Origin of the sequence: Bradyrhizobium nitroreducens (assembly GCF_002776695.1) — a bacterium.
Lineage (GTDB): Bacteria > Pseudomonadota > Alphaproteobacteria > Rhizobiales > Xanthobacteraceae > Bradyrhizobium > Bradyrhizobium nitroreducens.
Window position 1 is genome coordinate 7,901,508 of the sequence record NZ_LFJC01000003.1, and the last position, 25,331, is coordinate 7,926,838.

The 25,331-nt window shown below is 65.9% G+C and carries 23 protein-coding genes; 9 read left to right on the forward strand and 14 right to left on the reverse strand.

All coding sequences use genetic code 11. The annotated features are described in order from the left end of the window. Window positions 1–180: 180 nt before the first annotated feature. On the forward strand, window positions 181–1,617 hold the full coding sequence (locus tag TSA1_RS37345; RefSeq protein WP_100180684.1) for an MBOAT family O-acyltransferase: 1,437 nt from the start codon (window positions 181–183) through the stop codon (window positions 1,615–1,617). Further along, the gene (locus tag TSA1_RS37350) at window positions 1,617–2,720 is read left to right on the forward strand and encodes a hypothetical protein (RefSeq protein ID WP_100180685.1); all 1,104 of its coding nucleotides are present in this window, start codon (window positions 1,617–1,619) and stop codon (window positions 2,718–2,720) included. The genes TSA1_RS37345 and TSA1_RS37350 overlap by 1 nt, the downstream gene beginning before the upstream one ends. A gap of 178 nt (window positions 2,721–2,898) precedes the next feature. Here the strand turns inward: TSA1_RS37350 and TSA1_RS37355 are convergent, their stop codons facing one another. From TSA1_RS37355 to TSA1_RS37365, 3 genes are all read right to left on the reverse strand, one after another. Further along, complete coding sequence (locus TSA1_RS37355; RefSeq protein ID WP_100180686.1) at window positions 2,899–4,086, reverse strand: pyridoxal-phosphate-dependent aminotransferase family protein; 1,188 nt, start codon at window positions 4,084–4,086, stop codon at window positions 2,899–2,901. A 102-nt stretch (window positions 4,087–4,188) separates the two neighbouring features. Then, on the reverse strand, window positions 4,189–4,914 hold the full coding sequence (locus TSA1_RS37360; RefSeq protein WP_100180687.1) for a thermonuclease family protein: 726 nt from the start codon (window positions 4,912–4,914) through the stop codon (window positions 4,189–4,191). 292 nt (window positions 4,915–5,206) lie between these two features. Beyond that, window positions 5,207–6,934: a hypothetical protein gene (locus TSA1_RS37365; RefSeq protein WP_174719248.1), complete on the reverse strand. Its 1,728-nt coding sequence runs from the start codon at window positions 6,932–6,934 to the stop codon at window positions 5,207–5,209. 431 nt (window positions 6,935–7,365) lie between these two features. Here TSA1_RS37365 and TSA1_RS37370 point away from each other — a divergent pair, with 431 nt between their 5' ends. After that, entirely contained in the window at window positions 7,366–8,214 is an 849-nt protein-coding gene (locus TSA1_RS37370; RefSeq protein WP_100180689.1) for a caspase family protein, read from the forward strand. Window positions 8,215–8,396: 182 nt separating this feature from the next. Here the strand turns inward: TSA1_RS37370 and TSA1_RS37375 are convergent, their stop codons facing one another. Continuing rightward, complete coding sequence (locus TSA1_RS37375; protein WP_174719249.1) at window positions 8,397–9,287, reverse strand: efflux RND transporter periplasmic adaptor subunit; 891 nt, start codon at window positions 9,285–9,287, stop codon at window positions 8,397–8,399. Window positions 9,288–9,604: 317 nt separating this feature from the next. Between TSA1_RS37375 and TSA1_RS37380 the strand changes: the two genes are divergently transcribed. Then, window positions 9,605–10,216 carry a PAS domain-containing protein gene (locus tag TSA1_RS37380; RefSeq protein WP_100180691.1) on the forward strand — a complete coding sequence of 204 codons (612 nt, stop codon included), beginning with the start codon at window positions 9,605–9,607 and terminating at the stop codon, window positions 10,214–10,216. A gap of 8 nt (window positions 10,217–10,224) precedes the next feature. Here the strand turns inward: TSA1_RS37380 and TSA1_RS40230 are convergent, their stop codons facing one another. Beyond that, window positions 10,225–10,395: a hypothetical protein gene (locus TSA1_RS40230; protein WP_174719250.1), complete on the reverse strand. Its 171-nt coding sequence runs from the start codon at window positions 10,393–10,395 to the stop codon at window positions 10,225–10,227. 63 nt (window positions 10,396–10,458) lie between these two features. Continuing rightward, a complete protein-coding gene (locus tag TSA1_RS37385) occupies window positions 10,459–11,601 on the reverse strand; it encodes a lactonase family protein (protein ID WP_100180692.1) in 1,143 nt (380 codons plus the stop codon). A 223-nt stretch (window positions 11,602–11,824) separates the two neighbouring features. Here TSA1_RS37385 and TSA1_RS39470 point away from each other — a divergent pair, with 223 nt between their 5' ends. The 3 genes from TSA1_RS39470 (at window position 11,825) to scpC (ending at window position 13,954) form a co-directional block, all read left to right on the forward strand. After that, window positions 11,825–12,001 (forward strand): hypothetical protein, encoded by a 177-nt coding sequence (locus TSA1_RS39470; protein ID WP_161497306.1) that lies wholly within the window; start codon window positions 11,825–11,827, stop codon window positions 11,999–12,001. A 102-nt stretch (window positions 12,002–12,103) separates the two neighbouring features. Next, window positions 12,104–12,226: a hypothetical protein gene (locus TSA1_RS40985; protein ID WP_283814400.1), complete on the forward strand. Its 123-nt coding sequence runs from the start codon at window positions 12,104–12,106 to the stop codon at window positions 12,224–12,226. Window positions 12,227–12,403: 177 nt separating this feature from the next. Next, complete coding sequence (gene scpC, locus TSA1_RS37390; RefSeq protein WP_488226053.1) at window positions 12,404–13,954, forward strand: succinyl-CoA:acetate CoA-transferase ScpC; 1,551 nt, start codon at window positions 12,404–12,406, stop codon at window positions 13,952–13,954. Between the two features lie 11 nt (window positions 13,955–13,965). Here the strand turns inward: scpC and TSA1_RS37395 are convergent, their stop codons facing one another. Continuing rightward, window positions 13,966–16,641, reverse strand: coding sequence for a bifunctional diguanylate cyclase/phosphodiesterase (locus tag TSA1_RS37395; protein WP_100180693.1), 2,676 nt, complete (start codon window positions 16,639–16,641; stop codon window positions 13,966–13,968). A gap of 197 nt (window positions 16,642–16,838) precedes the next feature. Beyond that, the gene (locus TSA1_RS37400; protein WP_245448506.1) at window positions 16,839–17,591 is read right to left on the reverse strand and encodes a hypothetical protein; all 753 of its coding nucleotides are present in this window, start codon (window positions 17,589–17,591) and stop codon (window positions 16,839–16,841) included. 182 nt (window positions 17,592–17,773) lie between these two features. Between TSA1_RS37400 and TSA1_RS37405 the strand changes: the two genes are divergently transcribed. After that, complete coding sequence (locus TSA1_RS37405) at window positions 17,774–18,823, forward strand: LysM peptidoglycan-binding domain-containing protein (protein ID WP_100180694.1); 1,050 nt, start codon at window positions 17,774–17,776, stop codon at window positions 18,821–18,823. A gap of 172 nt (window positions 18,824–18,995) precedes the next feature. Beyond that, window positions 18,996–20,300, forward strand: coding sequence for a Spy/CpxP family protein refolding chaperone (locus TSA1_RS37410; RefSeq protein WP_100180695.1), 1,305 nt, complete (start codon window positions 18,996–18,998; stop codon window positions 20,298–20,300). A 21-nt stretch (window positions 20,301–20,321) separates the two neighbouring features. Here TSA1_RS37410 and TSA1_RS37415 read toward each other — a convergent pair whose 3' ends face one another. Genes TSA1_RS37415 through TSA1_RS37440 form a run of 6 tightly spaced genes read right to left on the reverse strand, consistent with a single transcriptional unit; the run spans window position 20,322 to window position 25,326 of the window. Continuing rightward, entirely contained in the window at window positions 20,322–21,365 is a 1,044-nt protein-coding gene (locus TSA1_RS37415) for a uroporphyrinogen decarboxylase family protein (RefSeq protein WP_210421919.1), read from the reverse strand. Window positions 21,366–21,414: 49 nt separating this feature from the next. Then, on the reverse strand, window positions 21,415–22,284 hold the full coding sequence (locus tag TSA1_RS37420; RefSeq protein WP_100180696.1) for a fumarylacetoacetate hydrolase family protein: 870 nt from the start codon (window positions 22,282–22,284) through the stop codon (window positions 21,415–21,417). A 3-nt stretch (window positions 22,285–22,287) separates the two neighbouring features. Further along, window positions 22,288–22,947 (reverse strand): polysaccharide deacetylase family protein, encoded by a 660-nt coding sequence (locus tag TSA1_RS37425; protein WP_100180697.1) that lies wholly within the window; start codon window positions 22,945–22,947, stop codon window positions 22,288–22,290. Between the two features lie 9 nt (window positions 22,948–22,956). Further along, the gene (locus TSA1_RS37430) at window positions 22,957–23,778 is read right to left on the reverse strand and encodes an ABC transporter permease (protein ID WP_100180698.1); all 822 of its coding nucleotides are present in this window, start codon (window positions 23,776–23,778) and stop codon (window positions 22,957–22,959) included. Between the two features lie 7 nt (window positions 23,779–23,785). Further along, entirely contained in the window at window positions 23,786–24,592 is an 807-nt protein-coding gene (locus TSA1_RS37435) for an ABC transporter ATP-binding protein (RefSeq protein ID WP_245448507.1), read from the reverse strand. After that, a complete protein-coding gene (locus TSA1_RS37440) occupies window positions 24,571–25,326 on the reverse strand; it encodes an ABC transporter permease (RefSeq protein ID WP_100180700.1) in 756 nt (251 codons plus the stop codon). The genes TSA1_RS37435 and TSA1_RS37440 overlap by 22 nt, the downstream gene beginning before the upstream one ends. Window positions 25,327–25,331 lie beyond the last annotated feature (5 nt).

Sequence of the window (25,331 nt, forward strand, 5' to 3'; positions counted from 1 at the left end):
TCCTTGGGGAGGCTCCCCCTCACCCCGACCCTCTCCCCGCAAGCGGGGCGAGGGAGCAGATGCACTGCCTTATATCGTCCTGTTTCCGCGAATTGCCAGCGCCGCTGCGCCAAGTCGCCGGGTTGTTGATCAGCCCCTTGTGTGCTTTAGGCTCCATATCCCCGCCGCCGGTCCAGCCTGATGCTGTTCAATTCCTACCCGTTCATCCTGCTGTTCCTGCCCCTCGTGCTGGCGGGCTATTTCTGGCTCGGGCGGCGCAGCAACCTGACACCGGTGATCTGGCTGGCGCTGGCTTCGCTCGCCTTCTACGCCATCGGCAGCTGGCAGTTCGTGGCCCTGCTGCTGCTCTCGATCGCCTTCAACTACGGCGTCGGCCGTCTCCTGATCGTGGCGAAGCTCAGGCCCTCACAACGAAAGGCGGTGCTCGCGCTCGGCGTCGCCGGCGATCTCGTCGTGCTCGGCATCTTCAAATATGCCGGCTTCGTCACCGAAAATCTCAACGCGCTGTTCGGCACGCATGCCGCGGTCCACATCCTGCTGCCGGTCGGCATCTCCTTCTACACCTTCACGCAGATCGCGTTCCTGGTCGACGCGTATCGCGGCCAGGTCGCGGCCTATGCGCTGCCGCATTACGCGCTGTTCGTGATCTATTTCCCGCATCTGATTGCCGGACCCATCCTTCACCACAAGGACATGATCCCGCAATTCGAACGGGAGGAGAGCAAGCGGCCGGACGGGCATCTGATGTTGTGCGGCGTGATCATCTTCGCGGTCGGCCTGTTCAAGAAGACCTGCCTTGCCGACGGCATCCAGCCGCTGGTCGCGCTCGCCTTCGAGGCGCGCTCGCCGAGCTTCGATCAAGCCTGGTGTGGTGCGCTCGCCTACACGTTCCAGCTCTATTTCGACTTCTCCGGCTATTCCGACATGGCGATCGGGATCTCGCTGATGTTCGGCATCTTCCTGCCGGTCAACTTCAACTCACCTTACAAGGCCACCAGCATCGTCGATTTCTGGCGGCGCTGGCACATGACCCTGTCGCAATTCCTGCGCGACTATCTCTACATCCCGCTCGGCGGCAACAGGCGCGGCCGCGCGCTCCGCTACGTCAATCTGATGATCACGATGCTGCTCGGCGGGCTCTGGCACGGCGCGGCCTGGACTTTTGTCATCTGGGGCGCGCTGCACGGCGCCTATCTCTGCGCCAATCACGCCTTCAATGCGCTCGCGCCTGATGTTCCGCCGTTGTTGGCACGCCCGGCCCGTATTGCCGGCGCCGTGCTGACCTTCCTCGCCGTCGTCGTCGCCTGGGTGTTTTTCCGTGCCGCGAGTGTGGAATGGGCGCTGCGGGTGCTCCACGCCATGGCCGACCCTTCGAACATCGTCTTCGGCCGCGAGGAGATCGCGGCCCTCGTCCTCATCGCGGTGTATGCCGCGCTGGTGTGGCTGGCGCCGAATACGCAAGCGATCATGGGATATGACCACGACAACCGCAGGGTCGGCGAAGCCCTGCGCGCCGGGTACATGCGGCCGCTGTTCTTCTATGGCGCGTCCCTGGTGCTCGCATTCGGGCTGCTCGGTATCCAGAGCCACAGCGAATTCATCTATTTCAGGTTCTGATGCGCGGGGCGTTCACACAACTGAGGCGCCTTCTGCTCGCCAGCATCGCGTGCGTGCTGGGCGCGGCTTTGCTCATCTATGCCGTCGATCCCTTGCAGCTGTTCCGCGCCTCGCGGCTTCCGGCGTTCTATTCCGATGACACGCGCGTGCAGAATGCCGGACTGATCCGCAGCCAGTCGTTCGACACCGCCTTCATGGGCACCTCGCTCGCGATTCATTTCCGCCAGAGCGACATCGACCGTGTGCTCGGCGTGCATTCGCTCAAGCTGGCGATGACCGGCTCCAATTCGCGCCAGCAAGGTTTCGTGCTGGAGCAGGCGATCGAGCGCGGCGCGCGGCGCGTGATCTGGGCGATGGACGATTTCATCTTCGTCGATGCCGCCGACATCGAGACGGATCCCTATCTGTCCGTCGATCTCTATCGCAGGACGGCGAAGGGCATCGCCTCCTATCTGTTCAGCGCGGCGATGGCCAAGGAATCCCTGTTCGCGCTGCTGCGCTCGGTTCCGCCATTGCGTCAGCTGCTGACCCGGGCGGCGCCTTATCTCCCGGTGAAGTTCGCGCTATCGGATGTGGACGACATCTACGCGCTGCCGCGGAATTTCGATCTCGCGCGCGACTACAATGCGAAGAAGACGCTGGCCGCCTTCGCCTACATCACCAGTCCCGTGCGCAGCCGCTTCCTCGGCGAAGGCTACGGCTATGAAGCCATGATCCGGCATTTCGAGCAGGATGCCGTCGGCCTGATCGCACGCCATCCCGGCGTGACCTTCGACGTCTATTTCCCGCCCTATTCGATCCTGCAATTCGTCGCGATGCGCGATGCCTCGCCGGAGACGTTGAAGATCGTCACCGATCTCACGGCGGTGATTGCCCAGCGCCTGACGCAGCTTCCCAACGTCCGCCTGCACGATTTCCGCGCGATCAAGCAGGTGACGCACGATCTGAACAATTACGGCGACGTCATCCACCATTCGCCGGTGGTGGACGCGATGGTGCTGAGATGGCTGGCGAGCGGGGAGTATCGGGTTGATCCCGGCAAGCCGACTGCGTCGCTGGATGAGCTGAAGGCGCAGGTCGAGGCGTATCGCGTCGAGCACTGATCTTCCCCTCTCCCCTTGTGGGAGAGGGTGGCTCGCCGCGAAGCGGCGAGACGGGTGAGGGGTTCTCTCCGCGAGTCCATCTCGCAGTATGGATTGTGGAGAGAACCCCTCATCCGGCGCTTCGCGCCACCTTCTCCCACAAGGGGAGAAGGAAGAGCGACAGCGGAGTTTGTGACTCCTACGCCGCCACCTCGTCCCCGAGATACGACACCGCCGCTTCCAGCCCGCCCTTGCCGTGCGGGATCTTCAGCGCGTTCAGGCCGACCTCGATCACCCCAAGCGTGCCGAGCAGCATCGGGGCGTTCACATGGCCCATATGGGCGATGCGGAAAGCCTGGCCCGAGAGGTCGCCGATGCCGGTGCCGAGCACGACGCCGCATTTGTCCTTGCAGTAGCGCTGCAGCACGGCGGGGTCGTGGCCGTTGCTCATGGTCACCGTGGTCACGGTGTTGGAGCGCTCGTTGGCCTCGGCGACGTTGAAGCCGAGCACCTGGCCCTCGGCCCAGACGGAAACCGCGCGGCGCGCGGCTTCGCCCAGCAGGCTGTGGCGGCGGAAGGCGTTCTCGAGGCCTTCCTCGTGCAGCATGTCGATCGCCTTGCGCAGCGCGAACAACAGATGCACCGGCGCGGTGCCGGCATATTTGCGGTAATTCTCGGTGCCCTCGCGCTCGCTCCAGCTCCAATAGGGCGTCGACATGTTGGCCTTCTTGTGCACCTCGAGTGCGCGCGCATTGGCGGCGACGAAGCCGAGGCCGGGCGGCGTCATCAGGCCCTTCTGCGAGCCGGACATCGCGACGTCGATGCCCCATTTGTCCATCTCGAACTTCATGCAGCCGAGCGAGGCCACTGTGTCGACCATGTACAGCACGGGATGGCCGCTCGCCTTGATCGCCTTGCCGATCGCCTCGATGTCGTTCTGCACGCCCGAAGCGGTGTCGACCTGGACCACGACGACGGCCTTGATGGTGTGCTCCTTGTCGCGGCGCAGGCGCTCCTCGACCTCGTGCGGCCGCACCGCGCGGCGCCAGTCGCCCTTGAGCACCTCGACCTCGGCGCCCATCAGCGCCGCCGCATTGCCCCAGCCGATCGCGAAGCGCCCGCTCTCCAGCACCAGCACCTTGTCGCCGCGCGACAGCACGTTGCTGAGCGCCGCTTCCCAGGCGCCGTGGCCGTTGGCGATGTAGATGTAGGACTTGCCCTTGGTCGCGAACAGTTTCGAGATGTCGCCGAGCAGGCTCTCGGTGAGGTCGAGCATCTCCTTGGAGTAGATGTCGATCGCCGGACGATGCATCGCCCGCAGCACCTCGTCGGGCATCGTGGTGGGCCCGGGGATGGCCAGAAACTCCCGGCCCGCGCGAACGGTCATTGCTGTCGGTCCTTATTGCCAGAGAACAAATCGGTGGGTGGCTGTGACAATGGTTTTACGCGGGGCGAGGGCCTTGGAAAAGCGTCCAAAACGCAGGTCTGGTTATCGCTTGGTCTCGCGGCAGCCGGCGGCCTCCGCCTCTTCCACCGAGCAGAACCAGCGGGTGCCCTTGCTGATCTTCATCTTGATCTGGGTGTACCAGCGGCTGGTCGGCTGGTGATAGATGCATTCGCCGGCGCTGTTGACGTTGCCCTTGATGGTGCAGTCCGGGGAGGGCGCGACCGGCCCCGAGGCCGAGGCGAGCAGCACCGCATGCGCGCCGTCAGGCGGCCTGGTCGCGCCCAGGATCTGCGTCTTCTTGTTGCGGACGCGCCAGTCCCAGGGCGCGATGAAGGCGCCCTGCCACATCCCGGCTTTCGCCTCACGCGCGGCCTTTTCGTCTGCTTCGTAATCGTGCGACACCCGGGTGTAGGCCAGCGCCCAGCCGCTGCGCACCAGCCATTTCTGGATGTCCTCGCCGCCGACCTCGCAACGCGCCACGGTGCGGCCCCGCCGGTCGATCGAGCGGGCGTGGCAGACCCAGCTCTTGCCGTCGGCGTATTTGGCGAGCTCGTCGCGCGCCGCGATACCGCAGGTCCAGCGCTCGGTCTTGTTGTTGAGGCAGAGCTGGTCGACCGCGGGCGCGTCGATGCCACCGAGCCGGACCCGCGTATTGCCGATCACGACGGCATCGCCGGAGCGAACCTTAGCCGTGCCGGTGATGTCGGCCGCGTGGGCGAGCGAGGGGAGGGCGAGGAGAGACAGCGCAATCAGGAATTTTCGCAACATGCCGGTCCGCGTGTGATGAAACGATCGATAAGCCGCGCAATTGTGGTCGGCTTTTGGCCGCCGGGCCAGCTTATGCCCGACAGATGGGCTTTCAACTTCCCGTCATTGCGGCTCTCTCTCACCCTCCCCTGGAGGGGGAGGGTCGGCATGCGATCGAGCGAAGCGAGATTGCGTGACGGGGTGGGGTGATCTCTCAACACGGGCACAGTTCGTCGTGGAGAGACCGTCACCCCACCCCGCTCGCGCTACGCGCGATCGACCCTCCCCCTCCAGGGGAGGGTAAGAGGACACATCACCCCCGCGCCATCGCCCGCTTCGCGATCGCCAATCCCATCAGCACGAAGGCCGAGGTCACCTCCGGCCCGCCCACCAGGATCCGCGTCGGCGTCTTCATCTTGTTCCACTCATAGGCGCGGAACGGACCGCGGCGGCCGCCCTCGCCGAGGCTGGCGACGATCACGTTCAGCGCCGGCGCGAAGGCGCGCGGGTCGGCCCCGAGATGGCCGAGCGCGATCAGCGCCAGCGCCGCGTCGAATACGTTCATCTCCGCGGCCATCAGCTCGCCTTTGACGTAGGACAGCACGCGATGGCGGATGAAGTCGAAATCGCCGCCAGGGTCGACCGCGGCCTGCGCCGCCAGCGGCAGCGCCAGGAAGGCGGCATAGCAGCGGCCGAAATAGGCGCTGTAGAGTTCCGGCAGGTAATAGATGTGCGAGCGCGGATTGGCGAAGGCGCCGCTCGCGGCCAGCCGCTTCTGGAAACCGATGATGCGATGCACCGTGGCGAGCCGCGACGGCGTCTCCAGAACTTTCCAGCGCGCGAGGTTGCGGAAGCTGACCTCGAGAATGTCGAGATTGAGCGTCGGATCGAGATCGTTGCCGTAGGGACGCTCGCCCCTGAGGTTGTCGATCCAGGTCGCGACGCCGCCCTCGTAGTCGATGTTGTCGTTGAGCGGCACGGTCACGCGCGGCTCGTTGACGCCGGCGCGCACCTGGTAGCCGGCGTAGAAATCCAGCAGCGGCTGGTCGATGATCGCATCAAGGCAGCCGGCCTGCGTCGCCGCGGAGATCGAGCAGGCCGTGGTGTCGCAATCCGGCACGTAGATGCCGAAGCCGAGGTCCTGCTTGATCTGCGCGAAGAAGCGCGAGAAGCGCGGATGCGGCGCGGGCGCCAGCGCAGTGACGACGTTGAAGCGCGCGCCGTCGATGCCCTCGACCTCCTCGCGGCTGATGTTGACGCAGAAATCCACCATGTCGGCGATGGCGCGCTCCGCTGCAACCTTGTCGGCCGGTGAGGCGAGCCCGGTCTCGCCATAGCTCAGCAGCGCTTCGATGAAGAACGCGTCGTAATAGGCCGAGCGGTGACGGATCTGCACCGGCTCCCACATCGGCTCGGCAATCCCGCGCCACGGCGGATTGACGACGGCGGCGGCCTTCGAGCGCGCGATGAAGACGCGGGCGAGGTTGAACAGCAGCGAGGAGTTCTTGTAGCCCCGGGCGTTGAGGCCCGTGAGCGCCATGATCAGCTCGCGGCCGCGGAAATCCGGATCGCCGATCAGGTTGAAGGCGGCATAGGTCGGCAGAAAGCCGTTTCGGCGGTACGAGCCGAGCAGATGCTGCGCGCAGTCGCGGATCACGCCGTCGATCTGCGCCTGCGGCGGCGCCGAGCTGATGAATATCGCCGGCGGCGGCTTGGGATGGTCGAGCGCGATGCCGTCGACGAGATCGGCGACCGGCTGGCCGACCGTCCCCCAATCGGGCTCGGCCTCGTCGCGGGCGCGAACCAGCGCCGCGCGCAGCGCCGTCAGCCGGGCCTCGTCACGCAGCTCGGGCAGTCCAGCCCGCCGCAACAGCACCCGCAGTGCGGGATTGCCGAGCGCGGTCTTGTAGAACTTGGCCAGATGCGGATCGCCGCTGGTGGTGGCAGACAATACGGGATCGCAGACATCGTAAAGCGAAGGGCCGTCCTTCGGCGCCAGCAGCGCCCGGCAGGCGGCGCCGGCAAAATATTGAAAGCTCATGAAATACCTGGTCGCGGGACTTTGGCGGGTTCTGGCCGGGGGCCGGCCAGCGCGCTCCCAGCCCCGCGCCACCCCCTGCAAGTCGTTGAAAAGGCTACCCGGATTCGCAGGAAAAACAAATGTGATGGAGGTCACGGAAAAAGCCGGCACGAGAGCTGCATAATCAGCCCCGCAAGGCCACGGACACGTGGCCAAATCCAGAAATCTGATCGGGAGAATTGGCAAACATATTCAATATCTTAGCTCAAATCTTGGGCAATCTATTGCCGGGCGCCCTATATCCGGTTAAAGGTTTGTTTGGTGCGGCGCCGCAAATTGCGCGCAATTCGGGGGCACATCCCCGGCCAATCCCTCAAACCTAAAGACGCTATCGCGCTACTCAAACAGTGTGCGCGTGCTTGGCTGGTCTTTGGCACAGGAAACGAACCGAGATGAATCTAAAGCAGCTCGACCTTTCCCGACGCACCATCGCGTTGGCCGCGGCCATGATCGGCACGGTCTCGCTGGTGATCGGCGCCCATGCTGCTCTCAACATGCGGGCGATCGATGCCGCCAAGGCCGTCTCGACCGACCAGATCACCGGTTCGATCGGCCAGAGCTCGCGCCTGGCGCTGGTCATCGGCAATGGACATTATCCCGACGCCAGCGCGCCGCTGACGCAGTCGATCAACGACGCCCGCGCGCTGTCCTCGTCCCTGCGCAAGAACGGTTTTGACGTCGATATGGTGGAAGACGCGACCAAGGACGACATGGTCCGCGCCGTGGCCCGCCTGAAGTCCCGGATCAAGCGCGACACCGTCGTCATGCTGTTCTTCGGCGGCTACGGCGTGCAGGCCGGCCGCGAGAGCTACATGCTGCCGGTCGATGCCGTGATCTGGAAGGAAAGCGACGTCCGTCGCCAGGGCGTCTCGATCGACGGCGTGCTCGACATGATGAAGGAGCAGGGCGCCAAGGCCAAGCTCGTCGTCGTCGACGCCTCGCGCCGCAACCCCTACGAGCGCCGCTTCCGCTCCTACAGCCATGGCCTCGCGCCGATCAGCGCGTCCGACAATGCGCTGATCCTCTCCTCCGCCTCGCCCGGCAAGGTCGTCGACGACGGCAAGGGCGAGCACAGCGTGCTGGTCAGCGAGTTCCTGAACAACCTCAATGCAAAGGGCAGCGCCGAAAGCGTCTTCAACAAGACCCGCGTCGCCATCTCCCGTGCCAGCGAAGGCGATCAGGTCCCGACCGTCTCCTCCTCGCTGCTCGAAGACGTCCATTTCGGCGAAGCCGGCGGCTAGGTCTTCTTACCCACCCCTGGAGGGGAGGTTGATCGCGCGAAGCGCGAGCGGGGTGATCTCTCCACTCGGGCACCGCTTCAATGGATGGACTGTCACCCCACCCCGCTTCGCATTTCGCTACGCTGCATGCGAAGCGACCCTCCCCCTCCAGGGGAGGGTGAAGCATCCCGCTTCTCCACTTTTTACTTCGCCGCTTCCGCGGCCATCACCGGACGCACCGGATCGCCTTCACGCAAAAGCGCACCGGCGCGGGCGACGACGACATCGCCGTCGTTGAGGCCCTCGCGGACCTCGATATTGCCGCCCGACATCAAGCCGACCTCGACACGCTTGGTCTCGACGCGGTTGCGGCGGATCACCTGGACCACGGTGCCGGCCGAGGAATATTGCACCGCCGTCAGCGGCACCGCGACGTTGCAGCTCTGTCCGGTCTTGATCAGCGCACGCCCGCTCGCCTTCAGCAGTAGCCGCTTTTGCGAGGAGATGCCGATATAGACCATGCCTTGCTGGATGTTGGGTTCGATGGTCGGGCCGATGCGGCGGACCTTGCCTTCGACGTCGCCGCTACCTGCGATCCGCACCGTCGCGGGCTGGTTGACGGCGAGCTTGCGCACATCGGTGGTGGCCACGAGGCCGACGAGATCGTATTCGCTGCGCGCCACGATCGTGAACAGCGCCTCGCCCTTGGCCGAGGCGAAATTGCCGATCTGCGCCGTCGACGTCGCGATCACGCCCGCCACGGGCGCGGTGACCTGCAGCGTGCCGCCCTCGGGGAGCGCCAGCCGCGCCAGCACCTGGCCGGCGGTGGTGGTGTCGCCGGCTTCCGCCAGCACGTCCGTGACCTTGAGGCCGGGACGTTCGGGCCGTACCGAGGTTTCCTCGCGCGCGATGATCGTGCCGGTGGCCTCGACGATGTCGGAGAAGCAGGACTTTGCGACTTTCAGCACCGTGACCGCCGGCCCCTTGGGCGCCTCGTCATCGGCGGCTCTGGTCGGAGACTGACCAAGGACCAGCAGGCCGGCTACGGCCGCGGGATACAGGCTACGAACGACGGCACGGGGCAAATGACGCATCGGAAATTCCACGGGGGCTATGCTTCCAATCGATAGCAGATGGCGGGGGCGCGGACTACGGCGGCGTCGCCCCCAAAAAGCAGGCCACGCGGCCGCGGGCCGTCGCGGCAAGTCCTTGATGACAAGTCCTTGATGACAAGTCTTTGATTAGTCGCGGGATTGAGCGACAGGTTCGCTTCTCATTGGTGGGGTGCCGCAGCCAGCTCTACTCCCAAAGTGCGGACTCTCACGGTCTTCTCATCACCCAGATCCCCCTGTATGGGAGTAAGGTCAGGAAGACGCGGTGCCGCGACCGCACAGCTCCGGGTTGAAGCGGGATGCAACGGTTCGTCTGCGAGCAGAATATCGTTCATTTCGAGCGGCTGCTGCATGAAACGGCCGATCCGACGGTGCAGAACACCGTGCGCCCCCTGCTGGCATCAGCGAAGCGGCAGTTGGCGCTGCTGAATTCGGTGGCGTCAGGGGCCGACGCGACGCCGCTCGAACAGCGCAGGCGGCAGCACGGCGACGCCGACACGATCCGGCGGCAATTCCAGCCCGAGTTCGATGCCTCACCGCATCCCTATATGCTGCTGGACCCGGGGCCGGGCCTGGTGATCATCGACATCAACGATGCCTACGCAACCGCAACCTTGACCGACCGGGCCGAAATCGTCGGCCGGTCGCTGTTCGAGATATTCCCTGATAATCCCGACGATCCGCTCGCCGATGGCGTCAGCAATCTCTACAGCAGCCTGAGGATCGTCGGCGAAACCGGGCAGGCGCATGCCATGGCGATCCAGCGCTACGACATCCGCAATCCGGACGGCGTCTTCGTCGAGCGCCATTGGCAGCCGATCAACGCGCCGATCCACGATACGGCGGGCCATCTGGTGTACCTGCTGCATCACGTCGAAGACGTCACTGCGCAGGTTGCGGCGCGGCCGTAATCTGTCCGTCAGCCGCGGCGTTCGCCCAGCAGCTTGCCGGTGGCCCGATCAATCAAATGCAGGCGCGTGCAGGCGGGACAGGATACGGAAATGTGCGTGTGCCCGGCCGGCTCCTCGCCAAGCCGATGCTGCACGTTCATTCCCGTCTGGGGACATTTGAAGACGATCTGACGGTCCATGACCCTCATATGACGGCACGGCGCGCTTTCGGGAATTACGGATGTTTACGTAGGTCGGCCCCCTCACGGCAGGTTCAGGAACTCCACCCAGTTCGGCTTCTTGCCGGTGGGGTAGGATTTCAGCTTGGACAGCGCGCCGCTGCCCTGGTCGATCGCGTAGACCGTCATGCTGTCGGAGAGCTCGCCGACCGCGGCGAGGTAGCGGCCGGAGGGGTCGATGTGGAAGCCGCGCGGCTGCTTCTCGGTCGGCACGCTGCCGATCGTGGTCAGCCTGCCGCTTGATCCGTCCACCTTGTAGGCGGTGAGCGTGTTGGTGGTGCGCTCGGAGGCGTAGAGGAAGCGGCCGTCCGGGGTGATGTGGATGTCGGCGGCCCAGGGTTTCTTATCAGGGTCCTTTCCCGAGAAGCCTTCCGGCAGCGCGGTGGTGCGCTGGATCTCGTCCCAGGCGCCGCTCCTGGCCTCGTAGGTGAACGCCGCGACGTCGCCGTTCAGCTCGTGGACGAGATAGACGAACTTGCCATTGGGGTGGAACACGAAGTGCCGCGGTCCCGATTTCTCCGGCACCTTGTGGGCCGGCGGATCGCTCGGCGTCAGCGTGCCGGCCGCGGCATCGAACGCGAAGGCCAGCACCTGGTCGGAGCCGAGATTGGTCGCGAACACGAAGCGGTTGTCGGGCGAAGGCAGGAAGGCGTGGGCATTCAGCCCGGTCGGAACCACCTGCTTCGGCTCGCCGGCGACGCCGTTTGCGCCAAGCGGATTCAGCGCGACCTTGTTGCCGCCGTAGGAGGCGCTGAACAGGAACCTGCCGCTGCGGTCGACGGCGATATTGGCCATGCTGTCGGCCAGCGGTCCGTTGCCGATAGGGCTGAGCTGGCCGGTCTTGGGATCGATCGCGAAGCTCACGGCGAGGTATGGCTGCGAGCGGACACCGGCAATCAGCACGCGGTGGTCGGGCGTGATCGCGAGCGGCGTCGAGGAGCCGGGCTTCTCGACGCCCTTGAAGGCGGCCGTCTGCACGGGCGTCATCTCGCCGCTCTCGGTCATCTTGAACACGCTGATGTCGTTGCTGTCGGCGTTGCCGACATAGGCGTAGGTCTCGGCCATGCCGGCACGGACTCCAGAAATGAGAGTGAGGACAGCGAACAGGGTGGTGGCGATCGCAGCGCGTGGCGCGCTGGATGCGATGCGTCGGCTCGGTCTCGACATGGGCTCCTCCTGAAGGCCGCGTCGCGGCATTGTCGTTTTGCGGGCAAGGATAGCGGGCGGTGCTCCGCCGCACCAAATTCCAATTGGGATCGATCGATGCCGAAATTGCATCGGTCGCCGCTGAAGGCTTCCGCACCGCCGCGGTGCGGGAGGGCCGATGCGGGCCGGCCCGAATTTGGCGGGCATCATGCGAACCGAAGCCGCGCGAGCGCATTGAACCCGCATGCCCCGCGAAAACGATCTCGAAGGCAAGCCCGACATGGGTGGAAAGCATGGCGGCCAGGCCGGCCTGCCGAAGTCGCCGCCGCGCCCGCAGCAGGGCGAGCGCGACGAGGACGTCGTGGCAAAGCGCCACACCGGCCAAACCGATCACGCCTCGCCGCCGACCAAACCAAAATAGCGCTTCGCCGCGCGGTCGTGCCGCGCCTCGCGTCGGGAACGGCCAGATCGCTGTGCCGTTACCCCGGTCCTGCGGGCGCGAGATGAAAACGGAGGCTGGCTCGTGTTTTGGATCTATTGGGACACCGCCTGGTCGCTGATCGTCAGCGGCATCTGGGTCGCCACCATCGTCAGCCACCCCGACTCCGAATTTGTCGAAGTGCAGGCTGCCAGACGGTCGATGTGAACCATCGTCTCCGTTGAGACGTTGGTTGCCCGATCGCGGCTTCGCCTCACCGTGAGGTTCGCGGTCCGAGGTCCGGTCTGGATTCGCCTCCGTTTCCGGACCTCGTCCTCCCCGCCCGTGCCGGATCGCTGCATCGCCGCCAGCGTCCAATGCACCGCCGCGCGCTTGACCTAGATCATGCAGGGACAGCCCGTTTCATGGAGAATTCGCGCAATCTGTGAGGTTGAAGTGTCCATCGATCATTCGCGAATCTCGTCGCCGGCGTTCCGTTCGAAAATCATGTCAGCTGACGAGGCCGCGACGCTGGTGCCACACGGTGCGAATGTCGGCATGAGCGGCTTCACCGGGTCGGGACATCCGAAGGCCGTTCCGATGGCCCTGGCGCGCCGGATCGAGCAGGCGCATGCACGCGGCGACCAGCTTCGGATCGGCGTGTGGACCGGCGCTTCGACCGCGCCCGAGCTGGATGGCGCGCTCGCCAAGGTCAACGGCATCGAGTTGCGCCTGCCCTATCAATCCGATCCCGTCACGCGTGAGCGCATCAATGCCGGCGCGATGGACTACATCGACATTCATCTCAGCCATGTCGCGCAGTTCGCCTGGTTCGGCTTTCTCGGACATCTCGACGTCGCGCTGATCGAGGTCACCGCCATCCTGCCGGACGGCACTCTGGTGCCCTCGGCATCCGTCGGCAACAACAAGACTTGGCTGGATCAGGCCGACCGCATCATCCTCGAGGTCAATTCCGGCGTGAGCACGGCCCTGCACGGCATGCACGACATCTACTACGGCACGAGGCTGCCGCCGCACCGCAAGCCCATCCCCATCGTCTCGCCTGGCGACAGGATCGGCGACACCGCGTTTCGCTGCGATCCGAACAAGGTGATTGCCGTGGTCGAGACCAATGCTCCCGATCGCGACACGACCTTCACCCAACCCGACGCGACGTCAAAGGCCATCGCCGGCCATGTTCTCGAATTTTTCAGCCATGAGGTTCGCTGCGGCCGGCTGCCGCCGGAACTGCTGCCGATCCAGTCCGGGGTCGGCAACGTCGCCAATGCCGTGATGGCGGGCCTCGAGGACGGTCCCTTCGGTCGGCTGACCGCCTACACCGAGGTGCTGCAGGACGGCATGCTGAACCTGCTGCGCTCGGACCGCATGATGCTCGCGTCCGCCACCGCGCTCTCGCTCAGCGCAGCCGCGACCAGGCAGTTCAACGGCGAGATCGACAGGCTGAAGCACAAGATCGTGCTGCGCACGCAGGAGATCTCGAACCATCCGGAGGTCATCCGGCGGCTCGGCGTCATCGCCATGAACGGCCTGATCGAGGCCGACATCTACGGCAACGTCAACTCGACCCACATTCGCGGCACCGCCATCATGAACGGCATCGGCGGCTCCGGCGATTTCTCCCGCAACGCCTATCTCTCGATCTTCATGACACCGTCGACCGCGAAGGGCGGATCGATCTCGGCCATCGTGCCGATGGTCACGCATGTCGATCACACCGAGCATGACGTGCAGATCATCGTGACGGAGCAGGGCCTTGCCGATCTGCGCGGCCTCTCGCCCAAGCAGCGCGCCGCAAGCATCATCGGCAATGCGGCGCATCCCTCGTTCCGACCGGCGCTTCAGGATTATTTCGATCGCGCCTGCAGGCTCTCGCCCGGAAAGCACACGCCGCATCTGCTCGACGAGGCCTTCCGCATGATCAAGGCCACGGGCTGACCCAGCGCGCCTCAGGCCGCCGCCTGCGCCGCCAGCAATTGCTTCAGTTTCGCCGCCGGCACCGCCGGGCTGAACAGCCAGCCCTGCATCTGGCTGCAGCCGAGCTGGCGCAGCACCTCGCGCTGGGCCTCGGTCTCGACGCCTTCGGCGGTCGTCGCCATGCGGCGGGCCGCGGCCATGTGCACCACGGCCTGCACGATCGGCGAGGAATCCTCGGGCTCGCCGATATCGCTGATGAAGCTGCGGTCGATCTTGATCTTGTCGAACGGGAAGCGGTGCAGATAGCTCAGCGACGAATAGCCGGTGCCGAAATCGTCGAGCGCGATGCGTACGCCGAGCTCGCGCAGCTGCTGCAGGATCGTCAGCGCCTCCTCGTCGTCGCGGATCAGGACGGTCTCGGTGATCTCGAGCTCCAGCCGTCCCGGCGCCAGCCCCGATTCCGCGAGGGCAGCTGCGACCTTGAGCGCCAGCGTCCGCGAGCGGAACTGCACCGGCGAGACGTTGACGGCGATGTGAATCTGGCCGGGCCATGATGCGGCCTCGCTGCAGGCCTGCTTCAGCACCCATTCGCCGATCTCGCCGATCAGGCCGGTGTCTTCCGCGACCGGAATGAAGTCGGCGGGCGAAACCATGCCGCGCTCGGGGTGACGCCAGCGCAGCAGCGCCTCGCAGCCGGTGACGACATTGGCCTTGAGATCGACCAGCGGCTGGTAGTGCACCTCGAACTCGCCCCGAGCCAGCGCCTGGCGCAGATCGAGCTCGAGCTGGCGGCGCTCCTTCGCCTTGGCGTCGTATTCGGGCGCGAAGACCCGGCAGGTGCGGCGCCCTTCCGACTTCGCCGCGTACATCGCCAGATCGGCGCGCTTGAGCAGGTCGTCGGGATTGTCGCCATGGTCGGGCGCGATCGCGATGCCGATGCTGACATCGGTCGGGATGTCCTGGCCCTTGCAATCCACCGGCATGCGCAACGCCTTGAGAATGTTCTCCGCCAGCGCCGTCAGCTCGGCCGGATCGCGCGTGCCGGCCTTGACGATGGCGAACTCGTCGCCTCCGAGCCGCGCGACGAGGTCGTTGCCGGACACGCAGGCGCGCAGGCGGTTCGCCACCTGGCGCAGCAGCTCGTCGCCGACCTCGTGTCCGAGCGAATCGTTGACGCCCTTGAACTCGTCGACGTCGATATAGAGGATGGCGAACGGCTTGCCCTCGCCGAGATCGGCAACGCGCCGCTCCAGATGCCCGCGCATCAGCACGCGGTTGGGCAGGTCGGTCAGCGCGTCGTAATGCGCCATATGCGCGATGCGCTCGTCGGCGCGGATGCGCGCGGTGACGTCCTCGTGGGTGGCGAGCCAGCCGCCGGCGGCGCCGGGCTGGTTCTTGATCTCGATCAGGCGGCCGTCGGCGGTCTCCACGATGGTGTTCTGGAAGCGCCCGACATTGCTGAGGATGTCGTCGCAATAGGATTCGACGTCGCCGTGGAAGGAGCCGGTGTCGTGACGATGCCGGATCACGTCGCGGAAATGGACGCCGGGCTTCACCAATTCGGCGGACAGGCCATACATCTCGATGTAGCGCCGGTTGCAGACGACCAGCCGCTCGTCCTGGTCGAACATCAGGAGCCCTTGCGTCATCGTGTTCATCGCGGTGTCGAGCCGCTGCTTCTCGAACGAGAGCCGGTGCGTCACCTGGCGGAAGATCAGGAACAGCGTGAGCACCAGAAGGCCGATCGACAGCACGGCGACGGTGACGAAGAATTTCGTCTGGGTGCGCCAGGTCGCGAGCGCCGCGTCCAGCGACTTGGTCGCGATCACGACCAGCGGTTCGCCCGTCAGCAGGCGCGAGGCGACGATGCGGTCCTTGCCGTCGACCGGGCTCACGAGCTGCGTGGAGACGACGGTGCGCTGAAACACCTCCATCTGCCCCGGCGTGCCCTTGCGAAAATTCTGCCCGATCATCGCGTCGACATGCGGGATGCGCGCGAGCAACTGGCCGTTCTGATGATACATCGCGACCGAGGAATCCTCGCCGAGCCCGGTCGAGGCAAAGAAGGATTCGAGCTGCTCGGGCGTGATCGCGCGTGAGACCAGCCCGAGGAATTCGCCGTGCGGACCTGACACGCGGCGGGCGAATACGATCGCCGGTCCGCTGCCGAACCGCCCCGGCACGACCTCCACCTCTTCCTGCGCGACAGGATCGTCCTTGAGGCGGTTGAAATAGCCGCGGTCGGCGACCGAGATGTCGGCGACCGGCCAACGCCGCGACGAGTTGATCAGCATGCCCCTGGAATCGAACAGATTGGCGCCGGCAACGTCGGACCAGCCGCTGGCTTTCGCACGCAGCACCTCGTGCATCGCCAGCGTGCCCATCTCGCTGCGGAAGATTTCGGCGGATTCGATGCCATGTCCTTCGAAGTCATGGCTCTCGAGCTCGGTGATGATGCTCTTCTGGAGCACCGCGAAATCCTCGAACTCGCGGTCGAAATGCCGGGCCAGCAGGCGCACCGAATTTTCAAGGCTGTCGCGGCCGCTCTCGATCGCATTCTGCCGGAAGCGGTCGACGGTGAGCGCGGTGCCGACGGCGGTTGCGGCCATCAGCACGAAGCCGCCGACGATCAGCCATGTCAGTGGCGCTCCCCGCCAGCGACGGAGCAACGCGCGCATGCGCGCGGTCCATCGGATCGATGTGCCCATCCAGCCCTCCCGTGGGATGCAAGATGCGGCAAAACCGACAAGACCCCGTTACCATTGAAGGTTAGGGAAAGATGAACCGAAACAAATTCAGAGGGTTGGTTCCGTCCCAGCGGCCGTGCCCACCCTCTGTCTCGATGGATAGAGGTGGTGGGCACGCTACGCTTTGCCCACCCTTGAGACCAACTACGAAGCCGTCCTCACCGCTTGATCTCCCATTTCAACGCCTCCGCATTGCCCTTGGCGAACATCGCGGGGACATCGAACTTGCCGGTCTTGAGGTCATAGCGGCATTTCCAGTCGCCCAGCCCCTTCACGGCGACGTTCTTCGGATGCTTGTCCATCGCGCCCGACAGCGAGATCACGAGGTAGCGGTTGTTCGGCCAGTCGACGCCGAGCCAGCGATAGGCATCCTCGGTGCCCTTCATCAGATTGGCGGAGATGTGGTAGTCGAGCTTCATGTTCCCAGTGTCGGGCCGGCTGTGGAAATAGGCCCAGGCGAGGTCGCTGAGCGACTTCTGCGTCGCGTTGACGAAGGCGCCGTTCTCGAAGTGATAGAGAAACAGGTCCTGCGAGCCCGAACCGGTCTTCTGCATCCGCACCAGCCATTGCGAATCGCTGGTGAAGCGGAAGCCGGCGCCATAGCCCTGCTCCGGCTTCAGCTCCGTCATCTGGTCGCCACGGCGCGCCCAGACCTGCCATTTGACTTCGAAAAGGTCTTCGCTGTCCTTCATGTATTGTTCGAGCTTGGTGGCACCATCAGGCGAGGTGAATGCGAGCTCGGCATTGTCGGTGAGGACGAAGCCCGGCGGCGGGCCGGAGGCGGCGAGCGCGGGGGAAGCGGCGAGCGTCAGGGCAAGCGCCAGCCCAAGGGTCAGACGCTTAAGGGGCAGACTCCCAAGGGTCAGACTCCCAAGGGTCAGACTTGGGGCGGGACGGCGAAATCGGGTCATGGGAAATTCCTTAAAAAATGCGGCGGTGCGGCCTCGCGTGATTTGACGCCCGTGGGGTGGCGCCGGTTCATCTCCGATGGTGCGGGAACGGGCGCCATCATCCCATCGGCCGTCTTGCTGCCGCAGCCAAATCGGCGCACTTTGCCGGCCTCGGTTGATTTGCCACCCAAGGTTCTTTTCCGATGATGACCGCATCCAAGGCCTTCATTGCTCTTTGCCTGCTCGCACTGGTCGGCACGGTGCTGGTGATCGGCCCGACCGAGCTGCGCCGCCTGCTGCCGGACGGGACCAAGACCGTCGCCGCCGGGCCCGAGACCAAGGCCGAACCCAAAGGCGAGGCCAAGGCTGAAGCCAAGGTCGAGCCGAAACCGGCAGAGTCCAAACCGGACCAGCCGCAGCTCGCGCTCCGCGCGCCGCCGGCACCTGCGCCGGCCGCCGAGCCGAAGGTGAGCGCGTTGGCCGAGACTGAGAAGCAGGCCGCGGCGCTGCCCGATCTCGCGCCGGCCAAGCCGCCGGCTGCGGTTGCCGGTCCGCGTTTCGACGTCGCCCGTGTCGACGATCACGGCGAGGCCGCGGTGATTGCGGGTCAGGCCGCGCCGGGCTCCAAGGTCGAGCTGCTGCGCGACGGCAAGCCGCTGGATACCGTGGTTGCCGACGCCGCGGGGCAGTTCGTGATGACCCCGCCGCAGCTTCCCGCCGGGTCCTATGAACTGACGCTGCGGGCCAAGGCGCCGGACGGCACGGTCACGCAGTCCAGCCGGACCATGCCGGTGACCATCGCCGAAGCGGCGCCGCCGCCCGCGCGTCCGGCACCGGTCGCGAGGCAAGAGACCAAGCAAGAGACCGGGCAACAGCCGAAGCAGGCCGAGAGGGTCGACGAAAAAGCGGATGTCGTGGCCGCCCTGCCGTCGCCGCGTCTGGCGTCGGTGCCCGAGAGGCTGGCTGCCCGGCCGAAATTCGTCGGCACGCCGAAACCCAGGGTCATGGCGCGGGCGCCTGCCGCCACGACGGTTGCATCGGCCTCACCGGCCGACGTGCTTCACACCGCACCGGCGGAAGCTGGCGGCAGCCGGGTGATCTCCCGCGGCGACAGCCTGTGGGCACTCAGCCGCCTCGCCTATGGCGACGGCGCCCGCTACGCCGTGATCTTCAACGCCAACCGCGACAAGATCCACAACCCCAACCTGATCTATCCCGGCCAGACGTTCGTGATGCCGCAGAAGACGGAGTGAGGACGGTCTTTCTTCCTCTCCTTCTCCCGGGAGCGGGATGAACTCGGCCGTCACCCGCGACGCTTTGCCCTGTATCCCCAGGGAACAATTGGTTCCCCCGCGAGTCATCCCGGTGCGACGCAGTGCGCGCGTGGGCAGCCGGGAGGAGGCCGATTTGGTCAGGTCAGCGGTCATGTCGGGACGCATGAAACTGGCGCTGGCCGGCGCGACGATCATGATTGCAGCGGTGCTGCTGCCGGTGAAGGCCGAGGCGCAGTTTGGCTTCCGCGGCGGTCCCCTCGGCGTTGCACGTTTCGCCGTCGGCCACATGATCGGCCTGTCGCGCCTGCGCCATTCCCGCATGGCGGTGCGGGGCGGTCGCTACCGCTCCGCCGCATTGCGATCACAGGACCCGCGCGGGGCCGAGCGCCCCCAATTTGCCAACCCCTACGTCCTGCGCGCGGCACTGACGGCGCAAGCCGCGCTCGTGGGCTGGCGCGGCGGCCGCCGCCCGCAAGGCTGGTGGCGCCATCCCGACGGCAGCTATGGCTGGGTCGGTCCGGTGTTCTGGCCGTTCGCGCATGACGATCTCACCGCGGCCGTGATCCTCGGCGATCCGACCAGCCTCTCGCTCTACGGTTATGGCGATATCTATGCGGCGATCTTCGCGCCCTATGCGGTGACCGAGCTCGCGGCCTACGCCGTGCCGGCAGGCCGGCGCGCGCGGCGGATTCCGGCGGCCGAGACTCTTTGCGATGCCAGCGACACCGGCGGCCTGCCGGTCGAACGCATCGCTGCTGCCGTCGCGCCGAACGAATTGCAGCGTACTGCGCTAGACGAGCTTGCATCCGCCTGGAGCGGGGCGCGCGAAATCATTCGCGCGGCCTGCCCGGCGCAGGCGCCCGCCACGGCCGCGGAGCGCCTCGGCCTGATGCGCGAGCGGTTAGACGCCATGATCAAGGCCATCGACGCGGTCGCGGCGCCGCTGGCCAAGTTCACCGATCTGCTCGACGACGACCAGAAGGCAAGGCTCGAGGCGCTCGGCAAGGACCGCCGCGCCGTGCTTGCGTCGATGCAGCGCAAGGACACGAGCAAGGACACGAGCAAGGATGCGAGCAAGGACGCGCCGGCGCCGAGCGTCTGCGATGCCGACAGCGATCCCCGCTATGACGAGAAGCTGCAGCGTCAATACGAGCAGCTCGTGCAGCAGCAATGGCCCGCAGGCGACATCGCCACGACGCTCCGCCTCGACGAGGTCGCCCGCGCCCGCTTCGAGGTGCTTCAGGACACCACGCTACGCACCATGCAAACGCTCAGCGCCTGCCCGTCACAGCCTGCCGCGACACCGCAAGCGCGCCTCACCGCCGCAAAGGCACGGCTGGAGACGATGCTTGCTGCCGTGAACGGCGTCACCGACGCGCTCGATGATTTCGAGGCGGATCTGAGCGACGAGCAGAAGGCCGGCTTCGAGGCGATCGGGCCGAAGCGCGGGGCGTGAGGCCGGCTTGCGTGAGAGCTGTTAGCCGATCTCCCGCCTGACCTTCGCCGCGGCGTCGCACATCGCCTTCAGCTTCCCGAACGCCGTCGCGCGCGGCATGTATTTCATGCCGCAATCGGGCGCGGGAATCAGACGATCGGGCGACACGTGCTTGAGGCCGTTGCGAATCCGGTCGGCGACGGTATCGACGCTCTCGATTGCGGGGTCCGCAAGGTCGAGCACGCCGAGCATGATCTTCTTCGACGACAGATCCTTGAGCACGCCAAGGTCGAGCTTCGGCTGCGCCGCCTCGATCGAGATCTGGTCGGCGATGGTGTCGTCGAGCTCGGCCAGGAAGGAATAGCCGGCCGGCTTGTTCGAGCCGGGCACGACAGCGGCATAGCCGAAGCAGAGATGCACCACGGTCGGCACCGTGATGCCCTGCAGCGCGCGGTTGATCGCCTTGACGGCATAGCGCTTGGCGAGCTCGGGATTGTTGCGCACCCAGGGCTCGTCGAGCTGGATCACGTCCGCTCCGGCCTTCTGCAGGTCGAGCGCCTCGGCATTGACGGCCTCGGCCAGCGCCATCGCCAGCTCTTCCTCGTCCCTGTAATACTCGTTCTTGGCCTGCTGGCTCATCGTGAACGGGCCGGGCAGGGTGATCTTCGCCGCGCGGTCGGTGTTCTTGCGCAGGAACTGCATGTCATGCAGCTCGACCGGACCCTTGCGCTTCACGGGGCCGACGACGCGCGGCACCGGCGTCTGCGTGTTGCCGGTGCGTGCTACGATCATCGCGGGATTGTCGCCGTCGATGCCGTCGAGCGCGGTGGCAAAGCGATTGGAATAGCTCTCGCGGCGGATCTCGCCGTCGGTCACGATGTCGATGCCGGCGCGCTCCATGTCGCGGATGGCCACGATCGTGGCATCGTCCTGGGCTTCCTCCAGGTGCTCCGCGGGCAGGCGCCACATGTCGTGCAGGCGGGTGCGCGGCACCACCTTCGACAGCATGGCGCGGTTCACCAGCCATTCCGGCTGCGGATAGCTGCCGACCACGGTGGTCGGCAGCAGGTGCGTTGGCATCGGCATCGAGGTCTCCTTCTTATTGTTGTTGAACGTCGTTGTTGAGCGCGGCGGTTCAGGCGGCGCGCGTTGCCGCGACTGAACCCTCGTCCTTGACGGGATTGCTGAGGATGCCGATGCCGGAGATCTCGATCTCGACGGTGTCGCCGCCCTTCATCCACAGCGGCGGCGTGCGATAGGCGCCGACGCCGCCGGTCGTCCCGGTCACGATCACGTCGCCGGGCACCAATTCGGTGAAGGTCGAGCAATAGGCGATCAGGGCGGGCACGTCGAAGACGAGGTCGGAGATCGGTGCCTTCTGCACCTCGACGCCGTTGAGCCGGGTGATCAGCGTCTGCTTGCTGACGTCGGTCAGTTCGTCGGTGGTGACCATCCACGGCCCGAAACCGCCGGTGCCGGCAAAATTCTTGCCCGGCGCGAATTGCGAGGTGTGGCGCTGCCAGTCGCGGATGCTGCCGTCATTGTAGCAGGCGTAGCCGGCGACATGGCCGAGCGCGGCTTCACGCGAGATACGGCGGCCGGCCTTGCCGATGATCACAGCCATTTCCCCCTCGTAATCGAAACGCTCGGATTCCAGCGGCCGGATCATCGGCTGGCCATGGCCGACCTGGCTGTTGGCGAAGCGGGTGAAGATCATGGGATGCGCGGGCGTCGGATGGCCGCTTTCGGCGAGATGCGTGGCGTAGTTGACGCCGATGCAGAAGATCTTGTCGGGATCGGGAATGGTCGGCAGCAGCGCGACGTCCGCAAGCGCATAGTCGGGCTTCTCGCCGGTGAGCTTCTTCAACTCGTCGAGCGAGCCTTTCGCAAGCAGCGCCTTCAGCGTCGGAATGGCCTTCAGGCGCTTGCCGGCGTCGATGACACCCTTGTCGGTGACGATGCCATAGCTCGCGGTGCCCGAAATGGTGAAGCTTGCGACTTTCATGGGTCAAACACTCTCTTCGATGGAGGAAACATAGTCGTCGATGGGAAGCGTGATCTCGCCGCCCCGGATCGGAACGCATTGGGGCGGGAAGTCCTGGCGGAAGCGCGCGCCGGCCGCTTCTGCGCGGTCGAGGAAGCGCTCCAGATGCGCCATGGCGCCGGTCGGCAGATCGTGCAGCACCATCAGCGTCCAGGGCTGCCGGCTGCACTGATGAAGCGCGCGCTCGGTCCAGCCGTCGGGGTCGTCCCAGTCGCGCGGAATGGAATTCCACAGCACGCAGCTGTGCCTTTCGCGCGTGAGATGATCGACCACGGACGGCTTGAGCAGCCGCTTGTCGAGATTGCCGCCGCCACCGAACGGCCGGAACCAGCGCTGCGGATGGGCGAGATCGCCGATCGCATGCTGGGTGCGGCCGATCTCATTCTCCGCGGTGTCGCGCCCGGACTGCTCGCCAAGCGGGATGCTGTGCGTAAAGGTGTGATTGCCGATCCAGTGCCCCTCGCCATGCGCGCGCTCCGCAAGCACGCGCCGCGCGGGATCGGCCAGCTTCTCGCCGATGACGAAGAAGGTGGTCTTGATGCCGCGCTTGTCCAGGATGTCGAGCACGCGCGGCGTCACGTCAGGGTCGGGGCCGTTGTCGAATGTCAGGGTCAGGTCGTACACGCAGCTACCTCAGGTCGCCGGCTGTATCGCGCCCGTCGCGATCTCGTCATTGGCCTGGCCGGCGCGGGTGCCGGTCTGCCAGATCGCGGCCCTGCGCTCGATCCAGCGGATCACGGCGTTGAAGCCGATGGCGAGGAACAGCACGAGCAGCACGCCCGCGAACACATGCGCGCTGTCGAGGATGGTGCGGTAGCGCGAGATCAGGTAGCCGATGCCGGCCGAGGAGATCAGCATCTCCGAGACGACGACGCCGACGATGACAAGCGCGCCGCCGACACGCAGGCCCGACAGCACCGTCGGGATCGCGGCGGGGATGATGACGCGGACCAGCCGCTGGCTCAGCGTCGCGCCCATGCTGCGGGCCGCGAGCAGGAGCTGCGGATCGATGGTCTGGATGCCGGCCGCGGTCGCCAGCATCGTCGGCAGGAATCCGTAGATCGAGGCGAACGCGATCTTGGACTCAGAGCCGATGCCGAGCCACACGGTGAAGACGGGATAGAGGATCACCAGCGGCACCGCATACAGGCTCGACACCATCGGCATGATCAGGATTCGCGGCCGCGGCAGGCTGCCGACGATGGCGCCGAGCAGGATGCCGCCGCCGCAGGCGAATGCCATGGAGACCACGACCTCGTAGAGCGTGACCGCGAGCGCATGACCGTATTCAGCCGCATCGGTCCATCCGGCGACCAGCGTGGACGACAGCGAAGGCAGGAACAGCTCGGGAATGAGCCCGGCACGCGGCAGCCCTTCCCACAACGCGATCAGGCCGATCACGATCAGATATCGCAACGTCTTTGCGCTGATCCTGGCACTTATTCTGGCGCTCATGATCGTCTCACGCCGATTTGCGGATGTGCCGCCAGATGCGGTCGCGCAGGCTGCCGAACGCATCGCCGCTGAGCATCTCGTAGGTGCGGGGCCGCGGCAGCTGGACCTGAAGGTGGTCGACGATGCGGCCGGGCCGCGCCGACATCACGATCACCTCGTCGGCGAGATAGACCGCTTCGGTGAGGCTGTGCGTGACGAAGACGACGGTCTTGCCGGTCGCCGCCCAGATCCGCAGCAGCTCGTCGCCCATGGTCATGCGCGTCTGCTCGTCGAGCGCCGCGAACGGCTCGTCCATCAACAGCACCGGCGGATCCTGCACCAGCCCGCGCGCGATCGAGACGCGCTGCTTCATGCCGCCCGAGAGTTCGTGCGGATGGCGCCTGCCGAAGCCGTCGAGCCCGACCAGCTTCAGCGCATCCTGCGCCTTGGCGCGGCGCTCGGCCTTCGGCACGCCGCGCAGCGCCAGCGGAAACTCCACATTGTCCTCGGCGGTCAGCCAGGGAAACAGGCTCGCCTCCTGGAACACCACGCCGACTCTGTCAGGATCGGGCTGCAGGATCGGCGCACCGCTGATGGTGATGGTGCCCGCGGTCTGCTGGCGCAGGCCCGCCATCATCATCAGGAGCGTCGACTTGCCGCAGCCGCTGGGGCCGACCAGCACGACGAAGCGGCCGGGCTTGACCTCGAGCGAGACGTCCTCCAGCGCGACGACGTCCTGCGACCGGGTCTTGAACACCTGGCCGACATTCTTCACCTCGATCGCGCCGGCGCGCGCGGCGGGTTTCAACGGGGTCACGTTCGCCAATGGCTGCATCGCGTTTCCACCCATCTGACAAGTTCGTTGAAGGTCATGGCGATCGCGGCGACCATCACGACGCCGGCGAGAAGCTGCTTCATCTGGAAATTCTCGCCCCAGGTCGCGATCTGGTGGCCGATGCCGTCGCGCGAGGCGTACATCTCGGCGAGGATCACGCCGGTGAGGTTGAAGATCATGGAGATCCGCAACGCCTCCAGCAGCACCGGCAGCATGCTCGGCAGATAGACCCGGAACGCGGTCTGCCATGGCGTGGCGCCATAGGAGCGCGCCACCGTGAGATGCTCGACCTTGACCGACTCCACCGCCGTCGTGGTCGACATGATCACGATGAAGATGGTGGAGAAGAAGCCGAAGCCGACCTTCTGGGCGAAGCCGACGCCGAACACCAGGATGAACATCGGCAGGAAGATCGATTTCGGGATGCTGAAGGCGAAGAACAGCAGCGGCTTGGCGACGTCGGCGAAGTAGCGGTTCTCCGCGACCAGGAAGCCGATCAGCGCGCCGAAGGGTACCGCCAGCGCGAACGCCGTCAGCACCTCGGTCGCGGTGACCATCAGGTCCTTCTGCACCGCCGCGCGCCGCAGGAGGTCACCAAGCGTCGCGAACGTGTCGGATGCCGACGGCAACAGGCGCGGATTGACGATGCCGGTGCGTGACAGCACCTCCCACAGCGCCAGGATCGCGACGATGATCGCGATCCGCGCGAGGTTGATGGCGAGCGTGCCCTGCATCGCAG